Source organism: Streptomyces sp. NPDC014889 (assembly GCF_043081205.1).
Lineage (GTDB): Bacteria > Actinomycetota > Actinomycetes > Streptomycetales > Streptomycetaceae > Streptomyces.
In genome coordinates this window covers 85811-101520 of record NZ_JBIBWH010000020.1, presented here as the reverse complement: position 1 = coordinate 101520, position 15710 = coordinate 85811, and the positions used below count along the sequence as shown (strand labels likewise).

At 72.1% G+C, this 15710-nt stretch carries 13 protein-coding genes; 8 read left to right on the top strand and 5 right to left on the bottom strand.

What is annotated here, in order from left to right; genetic code table 11:
• Window positions 1-81: 81 nt before the first annotated feature.
• The 4 genes from ACF09J_RS31790 to ACF09J_RS31775 all read right to left on the bottom strand — a co-directional run bounded on the left by ACF09J_RS31790 (window position 82) and on the right by ACF09J_RS31775 (window position 6558).
• Complete coding sequence (locus tag ACF09J_RS31790; protein WP_392308920.1) at window positions 82-807, bottom strand: class I SAM-dependent methyltransferase; 726 nt, start codon at window positions 805-807, stop codon at window positions 82-84.
• A gap of 123 nt (window positions 808-930) precedes the next feature.
• The gene (locus ACF09J_RS31785; protein ID WP_392308919.1) at window positions 931-3414 is read right to left on the bottom strand and encodes a SpoIIE family protein phosphatase; all 2484 of its coding nucleotides are present in this window, start codon (window positions 3412-3414) and stop codon (window positions 931-933) included.
• Window positions 3415-3565: 151 nt separating this feature from the next.
• Window positions 3566-5956, bottom strand: coding sequence for an MFS transporter (locus ACF09J_RS31780; protein ID WP_392308918.1), 2391 nt, complete (start codon window positions 5954-5956; stop codon window positions 3566-3568).
• A 158-nt stretch (window positions 5957-6114) separates the two neighbouring features.
• Complete coding sequence (locus ACF09J_RS31775; RefSeq protein WP_392308917.1) at window positions 6115-6558, bottom strand: SRPBCC family protein; 444 nt, start codon at window positions 6556-6558, stop codon at window positions 6115-6117.
• Between the two features lie 191 nt (window positions 6559-6749).
• On the opposite strand from ACF09J_RS31775, the gene ACF09J_RS31770 reads away from it, so the two are divergent.
• From ACF09J_RS31770 to ACF09J_RS31760, 3 genes are all read left to right on the top strand, one after another.
• Window positions 6750-7808: an Rv2578c family radical SAM protein gene (locus tag ACF09J_RS31770; RefSeq protein WP_392308916.1), complete on the top strand. Its 1059-nt coding sequence runs from the start codon at window positions 6750-6752 to the stop codon at window positions 7806-7808.
• 134 nt (window positions 7809-7942) lie between these two features.
• Window positions 7943-9538, top strand: coding sequence for an alpha/beta hydrolase (locus tag ACF09J_RS31765; RefSeq protein WP_392308915.1), 1596 nt, complete (start codon window positions 7943-7945; stop codon window positions 9536-9538).
• Window positions 9539-9637: 99 nt separating this feature from the next.
• Complete coding sequence (locus ACF09J_RS31760; RefSeq protein WP_392308914.1) at window positions 9638-10036, top strand: RidA family protein; 399 nt, start codon at window positions 9638-9640, stop codon at window positions 10034-10036.
• 72 nt (window positions 10037-10108) lie between these two features.
• On the opposite strand, the gene ACF09J_RS31755 is transcribed toward ACF09J_RS31760, so the two are convergent.
• A complete protein-coding gene (locus tag ACF09J_RS31755; protein ID WP_392308913.1) occupies window positions 10109-10684 on the bottom strand; it encodes an adenylosuccinate lyase in 576 nt (191 codons plus the stop codon).
• Between the two features lie 242 nt (window positions 10685-10926).
• Here ACF09J_RS31755 and ACF09J_RS31750 point away from each other — a divergent pair, with 242 nt between their 5' ends.
• The 5 genes from ACF09J_RS31750 to ACF09J_RS31730 all read left to right on the top strand — a co-directional run bounded on the left by ACF09J_RS31750 (window position 10927) and on the right by ACF09J_RS31730 (window position 15631).
• Window positions 10927-11625 carry an alpha/beta fold hydrolase gene (locus ACF09J_RS31750; protein WP_392308912.1) on the top strand — a complete coding sequence of 233 codons (699 nt, stop codon included), beginning with the start codon at window positions 10927-10929 and terminating at the stop codon, window positions 11623-11625.
• 97 nt (window positions 11626-11722) lie between these two features.
• On the top strand, window positions 11723-12577 hold the full coding sequence (locus ACF09J_RS31745) for an alpha/beta fold hydrolase (RefSeq protein ID WP_392308911.1): 855 nt from the start codon (window positions 11723-11725) through the stop codon (window positions 12575-12577).
• A gap of 80 nt (window positions 12578-12657) precedes the next feature.
• Window positions 12658-13224 carry an SDR family NAD(P)-dependent oxidoreductase gene (locus ACF09J_RS31740; RefSeq protein WP_392308910.1) on the top strand — a complete coding sequence of 189 codons (567 nt, stop codon included), beginning with the start codon at window positions 12658-12660 and terminating at the stop codon, window positions 13222-13224.
• The gene (locus ACF09J_RS31735) at window positions 13122-13442 is read left to right on the top strand and encodes an SDR family oxidoreductase (protein ID WP_392308909.1); all 321 of its coding nucleotides are present in this window, start codon (window positions 13122-13124) and stop codon (window positions 13440-13442) included. The genes ACF09J_RS31740 and ACF09J_RS31735 overlap by 103 nt, the downstream gene beginning before the upstream one ends.
• Before the next feature lie 383 nt (window positions 13443-13825).
• Window positions 13826-15631 carry a 3-hydroxyacyl-CoA dehydrogenase family protein gene (locus ACF09J_RS31730; protein ID WP_392308908.1) on the top strand — a complete coding sequence of 602 codons (1806 nt, stop codon included), beginning with the start codon at window positions 13826-13828 and terminating at the stop codon, window positions 15629-15631.
• Window positions 15632-15710 lie beyond the last annotated feature (79 nt).

Sequence of the window (15710 nt, the reverse complement as noted above, 5' to 3'; positions counted from 1 at the left end):
CTCCCGCCCCCTTCAAACTACGCCAATGCGACAATACGCCGTCCCACTGACACGCAGAGCACAACCACCGAGCTGTGCCGGTCAGTGGGCCGGGCCGGCCACCAACCACTTCGACGGCAGCTCGACACGGGCTCCGTCACGTGTGAACTCGGTGGTGGTCAAGGGTATTTCGCCGTCCGCCAGAACGGTGAGGCCGGCCGAGCGCAGGTACTCCGGCACCGCGGCGTCGGCGACTTCGCCGGGGGCGATGCCGTGCCGCAGGACCGGGGCGAGCTTGGGCGGCGGACCGGAAGGGTCCCGCGCGAGCCGGCCCAGGACCGGGCGTGCGGACTCGGACAGTTCGACGAGGAGGGCCCGGCCGCGCGTGCCGACGAGGGCGGCGATCCCGTCGGCGAGTGCCTGCCGGTCGTCCGGTTCGCACTGGTGCAGCACGCCCCGCATGTACACGTTCGCGTCGCCCAGCTCGGTGTGCAGCGTCTCCGCCTCGCTCTTGTCGGCGGCGTCCAGCACCCGGTAGGCGGCCCGGCCCGCGCGGTCGCCGCGCCGGGCGCGCTGGACGGCCGCCACGGCGATGTCGACGCCGACGACGTGCCCGAGACGCTCGGCGAGGAAACGGGTCTGCGTGCCGTTGCCGCACCCCAGGTCGACCAGGGGCAGCGCCGGGTCGGCCAGGTGCGGTCGCAGCAGGGGCAGATGGAGCTGGGCGGTCACTTCGGGCTCGGCGTCCCAGAACACCGCCCCCGGCTCCTCGGGCGCCTCATTCCAGAACGCCTCCCACGCCTGCCGGTACCGACTCGTCACGCTCATGCCCAACTCCCCTGGGAAACAGCCACGTTCGGGTTTCTCCGGTCTACCTGCCGAGGGCCGTTGCCCACAACCACCGGCTGTCGCAGCGGGGCCGGGGACGCGGGATCCCCGAACGGGGGCGGGTCAGCGCCGGGGCAGGGTGAGTTCGAACCAGACCGTCTTGCCGGTGCTCGTTCGGCTGGTGCCCCACTCGCGGGCGAGCGCGCTGACCACGCGCAGGCCGCGGCCGGACTCGTCCGCCGGGCCGGCGCTCAGCAGGGTGGGCAGGTCGTGGTCGTCGTCGTCCACCTCGCACAGCAGCGTGTCGGCGCGGACGAGGCGCAGTGCGACGGGGCGGCCGTGGGAGTGCCGTACGGCGTTGGTGGCCAGCTCGCTGACCATCAGCTCGGCGGGGCCGGCGAGGTGGGCCAGGCCCCACTCGTGCAGCCGCTCGCGGACCACGGCGCGGGCCCGGCCCACCTCGGCCGGATCGCGGGCAAGAGGCCACTCGGCGACGTCGTCCGGCTCGATGCCGTTCAGGCGGGCCATCAGCAGCGCCACATCGTCCTTGCGGCCGCCGCCCGTGTTCAGGGCGCGGATGATGGTGTTGCAGGCGTCGTCCATGGACGCGGCCGGATGGGCGGCGGACGCGCACAGTGTGGCGAGTCCCACACCGATGTCCTCGCCGCGCACCTCGACCAGGCCGTCCGTGCACATCACCAGCCGGTCGCCGGGCCGCACGGGGACGCGTACCGCCTCGAAGGGCACCCCGCCGACGCCGACGGGCGCCCCCGTGGGCAGGTCGAGCAGCTCGCTGCGGCCGTCGTCGGCGTGCACCAGGACCGGCGGGATGTGGCCGGCGTTGGCGAGGCACACCTCGCCGGCGATCGGGTCGTACACGGCGTACAGGCAGGTCGCGAGGTAGGTGTCGCCGAGCCGCTGGGCGAGGTCGTCCAGATTGCGCAGCAACTGGGCGGGCGGCAGGTCGAGCGCGGCCAGGGTCTGCACGGCCGTCCGCAACTGCCCCATCATCGCCGCCGAGTTCAGCCCGTGCCCCATGACGTCGCCGACGACCAGGGCGGTACGGGCCCCGGGCAGCTTGACCGAGTCGAACCAGTCGCCGCCGACCCGGCCGAGCAGCGTGCCGGGCAGATAGCGGGTGGCGATGTCGCAGCCCGCCATCCGCGCCGGGATGCTCGGCAGCATGCTGTCCTGGAGGGTCTCGGCGACGCTCTCCTGGTACGTGTACATGCGCGCGTTGTCGAGCACGAGGCCCGCACGGGCGGCGAGTTCGGCTCCGGTGACCCGGTCCATGTCGTTGAACTCGGCCCGCTCCGGGTGGCGCAGCAGGATCATGAAGCCGAGGACGACGTCGCGCGCCTTGAGCGGTACGACGAGCATGGAGCGGTGGCTGATCAGCGGACGGATGTCGCGCTTCTCGAACTGCGAGGCGATGGCATGGCCCATCTCCTCGCTGATCCGCGGCACGAGCACGGGCTCGCCCGAGGTCATGCACTGGAAGAACGGCGTGTGCGCCGGGAACGGCATGGCCTCGCCGACCGGCACGACGTCGTCCCAGCGGCCGGGTTCGTCGGTGTGTTCGAGGGCCACCCGGTGCCACATGGTCCTGGTGTCCGGCACGCCCTCCGGGAACCCCTCCCCGGCGACGACCTGTTCGCGCAGGTAGGTGCCGGCGACGTCGGTGAAGCGCGGGACGACGGTCCTGCTGACCTCGACGATGGTCCGCGCGAGGTCGAGCGACGTGCCGATCCTGCCGCTGACCTCGTTGAGGAACTCCAGGCGCTCGCGCACGGCGGCGTACTCGAGGTCCTCGCCCTCGTCGTCGGCCCGCTGCTCCGGTAAGGGCAGTCCCGGGGCCGCCGCCCGTGCGGCACGCTCGCGGCGCGCCCTGCGCCCGGCCCGCCGCGGCACACCCCAGTCGGGGGTGACGGGCACCCGGTCGTTGCGGCTGAACTCCAGTACCGGATAGCCCAGTTCGAGGACCTGGGCGGCGATGCGGGCGCTCTCGCCGACGCTCATGCTGGGCAGGATCTCCGGCAGCCGGCGGGCGAGTTCCTCGGCGCCGGGGAAGTCGGTGTGCAGGGCGAAGGCCGGCGCGACGCGCTCGAAGGCGGCCGCCTCCCCGGCCCGGTCCGCGTCCTCGTGCCCGTCGCCGCGGCGCAGCGCCTCCGCGTCGGCGGCGAGCACCAGCAGCCGCTCCCGCCCCGGGCCGACCAGCGGGTACGCCCACCACAGGAGGTCCGCCCGGTCGCGTCCCGGCACGGCGATCCTGGCCCGTCCGGCGGCCGGGTAGGACAGCCGCCCGTCCAGCGAGGACTCCAGACCGGGCCCGAGCCCGTCGTAGCCGCCGTGGGACCGGTGGGCGGCCTCGTCCCCCGCGTCGGACAGGGCGCCGGAGACGGGCAGCAGGTCGGCCGCCGGCCGTCCTATCGCCTCTTCCTTGGCCCTGCCGATCAGTCGCCGCGCGCCGCTGTTCCAGTGCGACACCAGACCGTCGTCGTCGACCACGACCACGGCCAGTGGGACCCGTCCTGCCGGGACGTCCGCCACCGCGCGGTGCACGGCGCCGCGGCCCGAAGGTACGTCCCTTTCGGTGCCACGGTCCATGACCCCAGGCCCCTCTCCCCACGGCTCCGCAAGATCTGTTCCCCCGGGGACCACGGTACGGGGACGGCCCGTCACGATGTGCGGCAATACCCGAATTGGCGTCAGGGGGAACGCACCGGCGCGCGGTGGTGCGCCCCCCCTTGTACTCTGCTCAGTCCTCGTGTCCGAGCTGGAGATCGCGTTCGGTGCGGCCGCCGCCGGCCACCTGGAGGACCGTGGCGACGGGCGGGTAGCCGGCCGCGATCACGGTGTACTCGCCGGAGGACAGGTCGACGAACCGGAACGTTCCGTCGGGTCCGGTGGTGAGCGTGTCGACGACGTTGCCCGCGGCGTCGAGGAGGGTGACGCGCGCGTCCTCGACGGGCCGCCCGCCGCCGGCCCGGACGGTACCGCGCAGCACGGCCCCGCCCGCGAGTTCGACGTCCTGGCGGGTCTCCCGGGCGGCCTGCACGCTGACCGGCAGCGCGGCCGGGCGGAAGGCGGGGGCGCTGGCGGCGAGGGTGTACTCCCCGGCGACGAGTTCCGTGATGGCGTAGCCGCCCTCGCGCCCGCTGCGGGTGCTGGCGACGACCTCGCCGTGCACATTGGTCAGGGTGACGGTGGCGTCGCGCACGGGGGTGCCGTCGGCGGTGCGCACGGTGCCGTTGAGGCGTCCGGCGCCGCCGAGTACGACGTCGAGTTCGACGGGCCGCTCGCCGACGGTCACGGAGACGGCCTGCGGCTGGTGCCCGCCGGCCGCGGCGATCAGGACGTACGCACCGGTGCCCGGCGTGGACAGCGCGTACCGCCCGTCGTCACCGCTCGCGCCCCGGCCGATCTGCTGTCCCGCGACGTCGATCAGGGTGAGCGCCGCGCGGGGCACGACGGTGCCGTCCGGATGCTGCACGGTGCCGCAGACGGGAACACCGGCGGCGAAGGGCGAACGGGCCTGCGGCACGGTGGGGTTCAGCGGCGCGGTCTCCGGGTCGGTCACATGGGCGTTGTGGGACACCAGCGGTCTCTCCTTGAGGAAGAAGGCGATGAGCAGGCCGAGGACGAGCACCGGCACCAGGTAGAGGAAGATCCGCGGCATGGCGTCCGCGTACGCCCGCACATAGGCGTCGCGCAGGGCGGGCGGCAGCGCCCGCACGGCCTGCGGGGTGATCGACTCGGGGTCGGGGAGGGCGGCACCCGCGCGCGTGGGCACGCGGTGGCGCAGGGCGTCGGTGAGCCGGCCGGCGAACAGGGTGCCGAAGACGGCGGCGCCCACGCTGCCGCCGATCTGCCGGAAGTAGTTGTTGGCGCTGGTCGCCGTGCCGAGGTCGGCGGGGCGCACCGAGTTCTGCACGGCGAGCACGAGCACCGGCATCACCAGGCCGATCCCGGCGCCGAGTACGAACATCCAGACGCTGTAGTGGAGCCGGGGCGTGTCGACTTCCAGCCGGGACAGCAGCCACATGCCGAGGGCGGACAGGGCGCTGCCGAGGAGGGGGTAGATCCGGTAGCGGCCGGTGTGGCTGATGAGCTGCCCGGACACGATGGACGCGCCCACGATGCCGCCCATCATGGGCAGCATCAGCAGTCCGGACTCGGTGGCCGAGGCGCCGTCGACCATCTGCAGGAAGGTGGGCAGGTAGCTGGCCGCCCCGAACAGCGCGACGCCGACGACGAGTCCGACCAGGGCGCTGACGTTGAAGACGGAGTCGCGGAACAGCCGCAGCGGGATGAGGGGTTCGACGGCGAAGCGCTCGGCGAGGAGGAAGAGCGCGGTGGCCGCGACGGCACCGGCGCCGAGGCCGAGGATGACCCGCGAGCCCCAGGCGTACTCGGTGCCGCCCCAGCTGGTGAGCAGCACCAGGCAGGTGGAGGCGGCGGCCAGCAGCAGCGTGCCGAGCACGTCGAAGCGGGCCCTGACCCGGGGCCGGGGCAGCTTCAGCACGACGGTGATCACGGCGAAGGTGACCAGGCCGAAGGGCACGTTGATGTAGAAGCACCACCGCCAGGACAGATGGTCGGTGAAGTAGCCGCCTAGCAGTGGTCCGGCGACGGAGGCGAGTCCGAAGGCCGCGCCGATGAGCCCCATGAACCGGCCGCGCTGCCGGGGCGGCACGATGTCCGCGATGATGGCCTGCACGCCGATCATCAGTCCGCCCGCGCCGACGCCCTGCACGGCGCGGAAGGCGATGAGCTGGTCCATGGTCTGGGCCCGGCCGGCGAGCGCGGACCCGGCGACGAAGACGGCGATGGCGAACTGGAAGACACCCTTGCGGCCGATCAGGTCGCCGAGCTTGCCGTAGACGGGCAGGCCGACGGTGGCGGTGAGCAGATAGGCGGTGATCGCCCAGGACATCCGGTCCAGGCCGTGCAGCTCCCCGACGACCTTGGGCAGCGCGGTGGCGACGATCATCTGGTCGAGCGCGGCCAGCAGCAGCGCGAGCATCAGCCCGAAGAAGACCAGGCGCACCCGGCGGGGGGCGAGCGGCGCGGCGGGGACGGGCGGCGGGAAGGGGACCCTGGGGGGCGCCGCGACCGGCTCGTCCTGCACCAGAGTGATCCCGCCCACGTACCGCTCCCTCGTCGCACCTGCCGCACGATTGCCGCGCAAAGCGACAACTGTGGGCAAGGCGACGAGTTACGGCGCGGCTCCGGTCCGCGGGGAGATCCACTCGAACCGGTGAGGAGCCAACGGAGGCCGTCGGCAGCGGAGTTGCTCCGGTCGGGCTACTTCTCGACCTCGGTGGCGAGCTTGGCGAGCATCGCGTCGTAGATCCGGGCGAGGCCCTTGGGGGCGAACGTCCGCTCGAAGAACCCGCCGATGCCCCCGGCACCCTGCCAGGTGGTGGTGATCACGACGCGGGACTTGCCCTCGCCGGCCGGGGTGACCCGCCAGACGGTGACCATGGAGGAGTTGCGGTCCTTCTCGACCAGCTCGCCGTCGGTGGGCTCGGAGACCTCCATCAGGCAGTCCCGGACCCGCTTGCTGGTGGCCTGCAGCTTCCAGTGGACGAGGGTGCCCTCGCCGTCACCGCCCTCGCGCACCTCGTACTCACTGAAGTGCTCGGTCAGCACCTTCGGACGGGTGCCGGTGTAGTCGGCGACCGCGTCGAACACCGTCTCCGCGTCGGCGGCGACGACCCGCTCCGTAGTGGCCTCGACCTGCGCCATGGCTTCCTCCAGGACATCCGTTCTCAGGCTTGGGGCAAGCCAATCACCCCGCCGCCCGGCCCCCCAAATCGGGGCCCTCAAGTGATCGGACCCGGCACAGCGGGTGATCGGGAACGGCGTCCGTACGGTCAGCCGCACGATCAAGGGAACATGTGTTCTATTCTGGGGGACAGCACTACCGAGGAGGCGCCATGCGCTGGGACAACCTCACCGTGGACCCGGACAACTCCGGGGACCCCGGTCACGGCCGGGCCGCCGACGCCGCGCTCTTCGGGGCGGACGCGGTCACCACACGCACGTTCGACACTCCCGAGTTCCGCGGGATCACCTTCCACGAGATCCGGGCCCGCTCGATCATCAACCGGGTGCCGGGGGCCTCCCGCATGCCCTTCGAGTGGACGGTCAACCCGTACCGCGGCTGCACGCACGCGTGCGTGTACTGCTTCGCTCGCAAGACGCACAGCTATCTGGACCTCGACACGGGCATCGGCTTCGACACCCAGATCGTCGTCAAGGTGAACGCGCCGGAGCTGCTGCGCCGCCAGCTCGCCTCGCGCCGCTGGCACGGCGAGCACATCGCCATGGGCACCAACGTGGACTGCTACCAGCGGGCCGAGGGCCGCTACCGGCTGATGCCGGGCATCCTGAGCGCGCTGCGCGACCACGCGAACCCGTTCTCGATCCTGACCAAGGGCACGCTGATCCTGCGCGACCTCGATCTGCTCACCCAGGCCGCCGAGGTCACGGACGTGGGCGTCTGCGTCTCGGTGGGCTTCACCGACACCGAGTTGTGGCGCACCGTCGAGCCGGGCACCCCCGCCCCCGAGCGGCGCCTGGACGTCGTGCGGACCCTCGGGGAGCACGGCATCGGCTGCGGGGTGCTGATGGCGCCGGTGATCCCGTTCCTGAGCGACCGGCCGGCCCAACTGCGCGACACCGTAAGGGCGATAGCGGCGGCCGGGGCCACTTCCGTCACCCCGCTTGTCCTGCATCTGCGGCCCGGCGCCCGCGAGTGGTTCATGGCCTGGCTCGAACAGCACCACCCGCGTCTGGTGCCCGACTACCAGCGGCTGTACGCCGAGGGCGCCTACGCCCCCAAGTGGTACCAGCGCCGGATCACCCGTCAGGTGCACGAACTGGCAAGGGAGTACGGCATCGGACCCGCGCGCGCGGGAGCGGCGCGCCGGATCCAGCCGCCCGAACCGCAACCGCCCACGGTGCCCGAACCGACTCAACTCACGCTCATTTAAGATCGTTCGAGGGCATCACTCGGCCCAATTGGGTCAAGAATTGTCAGAACGCGTTCTTCCGCTAGGTCTTTCCGGGACGATGCGGCGAGGATCGCGAGACCGCGGTCCGCAGCCTCTCCGTCCTGGGAGGACTTATGAGAAAAAGCGCTGCCGTACTGTGCGGTGCCGCCGTCGTCATGGCCGGATCCCTCACGGCCGTCCCCGCCGACGCGAGCACGCCGCATTCCGCAGCCGCCGTATCCGCTGCCAAGGTCACCTGGAAGAAGTGCGGCACCGCCGGGAGTCCCACCCTGCAGTGCGGGTCCGTGAAGGTACCGCTCGACTACCGGCATCCGTCCGGTAAGAAGATCACGCTGGCGCTGTCCCGCGTCCCGCACACCGCCAAGACCTACCAGGGACCCCTGCTGGTCAACCCAGGCGGCCCCGGCGGCAGCGGTCTCTCGCTCGCCGGTTTCGTCGCCTCCTCCCTGCCCAAGAAGGTCGCCGCCCAGTACGACGTCATCGGCTTCGACCCGCGCGGTGTGGGCAAGAGCTCACCGGCGCTCGACTGCAAGCCCGGCTCCTTCAAGCCGGTGCGCGCCGACTCGGTGCCGAGCACGACCGCGATCGAGAGCGCCAACCTCGCGCGCGCGAAGTCCTTCGCCGCCGCCTGCGGCAAGAAGTACGCGAACGTGCTGCCGCACATCAACACGGTCAACGCGGCGACCGACATGGACTCCATCCGCAAGGCCCTGGGCGCCAAGAAGATCAATTACTTCGGTTACTCCTACGGCACCTACCTCGGCGCGGTGTACGCCAAGCTCTTCCCCGAGCGGGTGCGCCGGCTGGTCCTCGACTCGATCGTGGACCCGACGGGCGTCTGGTACGACGACAACATCCGGCAGGACTACGCCTTCGAGGGCCGCCAGCAGGCCTTCCTGGCATGGATCGCGAAGAACGACTCGACCTACAGGCTGGGCGAGGACCCGGCCGTGATCGAGGCCAAGTGGTACGCGATGCGGGCGGCGCTCGCCCAGAAGCCCGCGGGCGGCAAGGTCGGCGCCTCCGAACTGGAGGACACCTTCGTCCCGGGCGGCTATTACAACGGCTACTGGCCCTACCTCGCCCAGGCGTTCGCGGCGTACGCGAACGACAAGAAGACCGGACCGCTGGTCGAGGCGTACCAGAACTTCGGCGCCGTGGACGCCTCCGGCGACAACGGCTACAGCGTCTACACCGCGGTGCAGTGCAGTGACACCTCGTGGCCGCGGGACTGGCGGCAGTGGCGCAAGGACAACTGGGCCGTGCACGCCAAGGCGCCGTTCATGACCTGGAACAACGCCTGGTACAACGCGCCCTGCGCCTTCTGGCCGGTCGCCGCCAAGCGCCCGGTGAACGTCGCCAACAGCAAGCTGCCGCCGGTGCTGCTGTTCCAGGCGACCGACGACGCGGCCACCCCGTACCAGGGCGGTGTCACGGTGCACCGGCTGCTGCGGAACTCCAGCCTGGTCGTCGAGCAGGGCGGCGGCAACCACGGCATCACGCTGAGCGGGAACGCCTGCCTGGACAAGCACCTGGCGACGTATCTGACCAACGGCAAGGTGCCGCGCGGCAAGGGTGTCGCCGACGCGGTCTGCCGGCGGCTGCCCGACCCGAAGCCGCTGAGCGCGGCGGCGTCCGCCGCGGCCGCCTCCCCGTCGGGCGGCGCGCGCGGGGCGGCGCTGCACGGCATCGTCGGCTTCCGCGGCTGAGCGGCCGGACCGGCTCTGCCGGGCCGCGGCACGCGGCCTGACGCCCGTCGGGGGCGGTGACCCGATCGTGATGTCACACCCGTGGTCCACCATGGACGCATGACTGAGCCGACCAGGATCCCCGCCCCCGACGGGGTCGCCCCCGCCGCGCAGTACTCCCATGTCGTCATGGGCACCGGCCGCTTCGTCGCGATCTCCGGCCAACTCGCCCTGGACGAGGACGGCGAGCTCGTCGGCGAGGGCGATCCGGCCGCGCAGGCGGCCCAGGTCTTCGAGAACATCCGCCGCTGCCTGGCCGCCGCGGAAGCGTCCTTCGCGCACGTCGTGAAGCTCACCTACTTCGTCACGGACACGGCCCACCTCCCGGCCATCCGCACGGCCCGCGCCGCCCACATACCCGACGACCGCCTGCCCGCCTCCTCGGCCGTCCAGGTCGCCGCCCTGGTCCGCCCGGAGTTCCTGCTGGAGGTCGAGGCGTTCGCGGTGGTGGGCGCGTGACGGACGTGCCGGGACGGTGAAGCCCGCGCCGCGGACGCCGAGTTGTCCGCACACCCGTATCTTCCCCGCGGGTCACCGCTGTTCCGGGATCCGGGCCAGTGCCCGCACCGCCGCCTCCGCCAGGGCCGGGTGGGCGAGGGCCTCGGTGAGGACCGGCCGGGCACGGGGATCGACAAGGGTCCCCAGCCCCTCGACGCAGGCGAGGGCCACACGACGGTAGGGATCGTGCGGGCGGAGCCGGCGCTCCAGGGTCGTGATCAGGGCGGGGACGGACTCGGGGGCGCGCAGTTCCACCAGCAGGCGCACCGGGTGCAGGGCGTAGGCGACGCGGAGTTCGTTGGTGGCGAGGGCCGCCGCCGCCCGGGCGGTGCGGGGGTCGCCGAGGCGGGCCAGGGCATAGGCGGCGGAGGCGCAGCGCTGCGGGTCCCGGTGGTTCAGGAGCAGGACGAGGGATTCGAAGGCCCGCCGGTCGCCCGCGAGGCCCGACCGGAACGCGGCCAGTTCCCTGGCCCACAGCGGCTGCCCGGGCGCCGTCAGCACCTCGGCCAGCTCGTCCATGTCCACGGTGGCGACCAGGTGCTCGTACGCCGCCGATCCGCCCGACTCCTGCCGTAAGCGCTCCGTGAGCGATCGCAACTCTTCGTCCACGGCGGCCAGCCTAGTGTGCCGCTCCGCCGAAGTGGGTGGAGTTGTCGGGCCGCTGAGCGGTCGAGGTGTGAACGAGGCGGCCTCTCCACCGCGTCGCTGGGCCAATCGTGCCCTTCGGCCGGAGCGTGGAGCGTGTCCGGAGGTTCGCCCAAGTCCTTGTTGTGACAGGTTGGCCGCCCGCCGTCGATCTGTGCCGATGACGCAACTCATCCGCCTGGACCACGAAAACAGAGGAACGAACCATGTCCACCAACCACGTCGGTGTCGTGCTCGTGCACGGTGCCTGGGCCGACGGATCGAGTTGGAGCAAGGTGATCGGCCCGCTGAAGGCCGAGGGCGTCGACGTCGTCGCGGCACCCCTGCCGCTGACCTCCCTGACCGACGACGTCGCGGCCCTCGACCGCGTTCTGGAGCGGCTCGACGGCCCGCTCGTCCTGGTGGGACACGCCTGTGCCGGAGCCGTGATCGGGGCGACCCGCGATCCGAAGACCGCCGCGCTGGTCTACGTGGCGGCGCTTGCGCCCGACGAAGGAGAGACGGTGGGCGACGTCTTCCGTCGCGGCCGGCCGGACCCGAGGACGCCGGAGCTCCAGCCCGACGCCCACGGGCTGGTCTGGCTGCCCGAGGACGCCTTCGCCGCCGCCTTCGCACAGCACGCCCCTCCCGAGGAGCAGGCGCTTCTGGCCGCCGTGCAGCGCCCCATCGCCGCGGCGAGCATCGGTGTCCCGGTCGGACGGCCTCTGTGGAGGGACCGCCCGAGCTGGTTCCTGATCGCCGAGCAGGACCGCATGATCGCCCCGGACACGCAGCGCTTCATGGCCGAGCGGATGGGTGCACACGCCCGGCCGCACCCGGTGGACCACGCGCCCCTGGTCACCGCGCCCCAGGAGGTCGTGGACATCGTCCTCGACGCCGTGCGGGGTGTGGCGGCGTCCGCGTAACCGGCCGGCAGTGCGCCACCAGTGACCCGACGGCATGCGCGAGGCGGCGGCAGAAGGACGGCCGTCCGTCTTGGGCCGACACACAGGAGAAGACACCGTGGCCCCGACCACCTACCGCAGTACCGATGTGAACGGCCTGAAGGTCTTTTACCGTGAATCGGGGCCCCGGGACGCCCCGAAGCTCTTGTTGCTGCACGGTTTCCCCAGTGCCGGCCACATGTTCCGGGACCTCATCCCGCAACTTGCCGACCACTTCCACGTCATCGCGCCGGACCTGCTCGGCTTCGGGCAGTCCGACATGCCGAGCCGGGACGGCTTCACCTACACCTTCGAAGCGCTCACGGATGTCCTGGAGGGCTTCACCGACGCGGTGGGCTTCGACCGGTACGCGCTCTACGTGTTCGACTACGGCGCCCCGACCGGGTTCCGGCTGGCCGTCCGGCGGCCGGAGCGGATCACCGCGATCGTGACGCAGAACGGGAACGCCTACGAGGAAGGGCTCAGCGACGGCTGGAACCCGATCCGCGCGTACTGGGAGGAACCCACGCAGGCGAACCGCGACGCGATCCGCACCCTGCTGCAGCCCGAGACGACGGTGTGGCAGTACACCCACGGAGTCGCCGACCCGGCATCGGTCTCGCCCGACGGTTACACACTGGACAACCACTATCTCGCCCGTCCCGGCGCGCACGAGATCCAGCTGGACCTCTTTCTCGACTACGCCAGCAACGTGCGGCTCTATCCCACGTTCCAGGAGTACTTCCGCACCCACCAGCCACCGCTGCTGGCCGTCTGGGGCCGGAACGACCCGTTCTTCCTGCCTCCCGGGGCCGAGGCGTTCAGGCGTGACATCCCGGGCGCAGACGTCCGGCTGCTGGACACGGGCCACTTCGCGCTGGAGACACACTCGGGTGAGATCGCCGCGGCCATCCGGGAGTTCCTCGGCGACTGACGCCCGCGCTCCGGACCGGGACCGGGCCCTGGTCACCGGCGCGGCCCTTCGCGACGCAACGCGGCCTCGGCACACGCCCCATGAAAGGAATCAGCATGCCCCAGTCAGTGGCCGTCGTCACCGGCGCCAGTCAGGGCATCGGCCGGTCGACCGCGATCCGGCTGGCGCGCGACTTCGACGCGATCGCGCTCGTCGCCCGCAACCGCGCCAACCTCGAGGAGACGGCGACGGCCGTCGGTGCGGCAGGCGCCGAGCCCCTCGTCATCGACGTGGACCTGTCCGATCCCGCCGCGGCCCGTGCTGTCGTCGACGCGACGCTGAGCAGGTTCGGACGGGTCGATGCGCTGCTCAACATCGCGGGCGCCGTCCCGCAGATCGACGTGCTCGACATGACCGACGAACAGTGGGACCACGGGCTCGCGCTCAAGCTCCACGGTGCCCGCCGCCTCACGGTCGCCGCCTGGCCGGCCCTGCGGGAGGCCCGGGGATCCGTCGTCCTGATCTCGGGCAACTCGGCGCTCTTCCCCAAGCCCCCTACGCCGCGGTGGGCACGATCAACGCCGCGATCGTCGCACTGGCCAAGGCGTTCTCCGACCGCGGCATCACGGACGGGGTCCAGGTCAACAGCGTCCTGCCGGGACCGGTGATGACCGGCCGCCGCCGCTCGTACCTCGAACACTGGGCGCCGCTGCACGACATGACCGTCGAGGAGGCCACCGCGAAGTTCCCCCAGGATGCGGGCATCGCACGCTACGGCGAACCGGACGAGATCGCCGAGCTCATGGCCTTCCTCGTCTCACCGGGGGCACGCTGGCTGACCGGCTCGGCCCTCCGCATGGACGGCGGCGAGGTCAAGTCCGTCTGAGCGCCCGCAGCCGTTCTCCCGGGTGGGCGGCCACCCGCGTGGGACCCTCATCACAGACTCGGAGGGGTGGCGCGCTCGTTACCCACCGGTTAAGCTCAGACGAGCGAGACACCCTCTCGTAACCCTCTCGCAGTGGCCTGGTGACGCAGCCACCGCGAGTGTTGTCGGTTCGGTACCCCGAGTACCGCAGTACGACCCGGCTTCGGGACAGAGCCGGTCGGCCCTCACCGGCCGCCGGGCGCGCAGGCGCCCGCGGCGACCGGCGCCGGGCATGCGCATTCCCCGCCCGACAGCACCCGCAGATCCTTCCTTCCGCACCCGGTGCGCCCTCCGCGCACCCGGGACGCGTTCCCAGTCGTCACTCTCATTCCTGGAGTCCCGCGATGGCCGCTCCCCTCTCCGACACCTCCCTGTCCCCGCTGAAGACGATCGCCGTCGTCGGCCTCGGCACCATGGGCACCGGCATCACCGAGGTCCTGGCCCGCGCGGGCCGCGAGGTCGTCGGCATCGACATCAGCGAGGCGGCGGCCGCCCAGTGCGTCGCCGCCCTGGAACACTCCACCGCCCACGCCGTGGAACGCGGGCGCCTGACCGAGCGGGAGCGCGCGGACGCGCTCGCCCGCGTGCGCACCTGCACCGACCTGACCGCGGCGGCCGACGCCGACCTGGTCGTCGAGGTGGCGCCGGAGTCGTACGAGACCAAGCAGCAGATCTTCCGGGAACTGGACGGCATCGTGCGGCCGGGGGCGATCCTGGCCACCGGCACCAACGCCCTTTCGGTGACCCGCCTCGCCGCCGACTCGGCCCACCCGGAGCGGGTGATCGGACTGCACTTCTTCAACCCCGCGCAGGCGATGCGGCTGGTCGAGATCGTCTCCTCGGTGCTGACCGCCCCGCAGGCCGTCCAGGCGGTCACCGACCTCGCCCTGGAACTCGGCAAGGAGCCCGTCGCGGTCGGCGACCGGCCGGGATTCGTCGCCGACGGGCTGCTGTTCGGCTATCTCAACCAGGCCGCCGCGATGTACGAGGGCAGGTACGCCTCCCGCGAGGACATCGACGCCGCGATGCGGCTCGGCTGCGGACTGCCGATGGGCCCGCTGGCGCTGCTCGACCTGATCGGCGTCGACACCGCGCGCACGGTCCTCGAGGCCATGTACGCCGAGTCGCGCGACCGGCTGCACGCGCCCGCGCCGATCCTGAAGCAGCTCAGCGAGGCCGGCCTCACGGGCCGCAAGGCGGGACGTGGTTTCTACACCTACGAGGCCCCGGGCAGCGGCACCGTCGTGCGGGACGCGCTGACCCCGCCGTCCGGCGACGTCCTCGGCCCCGGCCGCCCGGTGCGCTCGGTCGGCGTCGCCGGCTCGGGCACCATGGCCTCCGGGATCGCGGAGGTGTTCGCGAAGGCCGGGTACGAGGTCGTGCTGGCCGCCCGCAGCGCGGAGAAGGCGCGGGCCGCCAGGGCCCGCATCGGCAAGTCGCTCTCCCGCTCCGTCGACAAGGGCCGGCTGACCGCCGAGGACGCCGCGCGGACCCTGGACCTGATCACGGCCACCGGCAGCCTCGACGACTTCACCGACGTGGATCTCGCGGTCGAGGCCGTCGCCGAGGACCTGGCGGTCAAGCAGCAGTTGTTCGCGGCACTGGACAAGGTGTGCAAGCCGGGCGCGATCCTGGCCACCACCACCTCCTCGCTCCCCGTGGTCGTCTGCGCCCGCGCCACCTCGCGCCCGCACGAGGTGATCGGCATGCACTTCTTCAACCCGGCGCCGGCGATGAAGCTGGTCGAGGTCGTCCGCACGGTGCTGACGGCGGACGACGTCCACGCGACGGTCCGCGAGGTGTGCGTCAGGATCAGGAAGCACGCCGTCGACTGCGGGGACCGCGCGGGCTTCATCGTCAACGCCCTGCTGTTCCCGTACCTGAACAACGCGGTCAAGATGGTGCAGGAGCACTACGCGTCCCTGGACGACATCGACGCGGCGATGAAGCTCGGCGGCGGCTATCCCATGGGCCCGTTCGAACTGCTCGACGTCGTCGGCCTGGACGTCTCGCTGGCCATCGAGAGGGTCCTGCACCGCGAGTTCCGCGACCCGGGCCTGGCCCCGGCACCACTCCTGGAGCACCTGGTGGCCGCGGGCTGCCTCGGCCGCAAGACCGGCCGCGGCTTCCGCGAACATGCCCGGCGCTGACCGGTCCGGCGACCGGTTCGCGGACGGGCGGGAGTGGGGCGGCCTGCTGGAGCCGGCGGCCGCTCCCCCGCCCACCGGG

What these genes read in the sequence shown, in the direction of transcription:
- ACF09J_RS31790 (WP_392308920.1), bottom strand. Translation starts at nt 807, where the DNA reads ATGAGCGTGACGAGTCGGTACCGGCAGGCGTGGGAGGCGTTCTGGAAT.
- ACF09J_RS31785 (WP_392308919.1), bottom strand. Translation starts at nt 3,414, where the DNA reads ATGGACCGTGGCACCGAAAGGGACGTACCTTCGGGCCGCGGCGCCGTG.
- ACF09J_RS31775 (WP_392308917.1), bottom strand. Translation starts at nt 6,558, where the DNA reads ATGGCGCAGGTCGAGGCCACTACGGAGCGGGTCGTCGCCGCCGACGCG.
- ACF09J_RS31770 (WP_392308916.1), top strand. Translation starts at nt 6,750, where the DNA reads ATGCGCTGGGACAACCTCACCGTGGACCCGGACAACTCCGGGGACCCC.
- ACF09J_RS31765 (WP_392308915.1), top strand. Translation starts at nt 7,943, where the DNA reads ATGAGAAAAAGCGCTGCCGTACTGTGCGGTGCCGCCGTCGTCATGGCC.
- ACF09J_RS31760 (WP_392308914.1), top strand. Translation starts at nt 9,638, where the DNA reads ATGACTGAGCCGACCAGGATCCCCGCCCCCGACGGGGTCGCCCCCGCC.
- ACF09J_RS31750 (WP_392308912.1), top strand. Translation starts at nt 10,927, where the DNA reads ATGTCCACCAACCACGTCGGTGTCGTGCTCGTGCACGGTGCCTGGGCC.
- ACF09J_RS31740 (WP_392308910.1), top strand. Translation starts at nt 12,658, where the DNA reads ATGAAAGGAATCAGCATGCCCCAGTCAGTGGCCGTCGTCACCGGCGCC.
- ACF09J_RS31730 (WP_392308908.1), top strand. Translation starts at nt 13,826, where the DNA reads ATGGCCGCTCCCCTCTCCGACACCTCCCTGTCCCCGCTGAAGACGATC.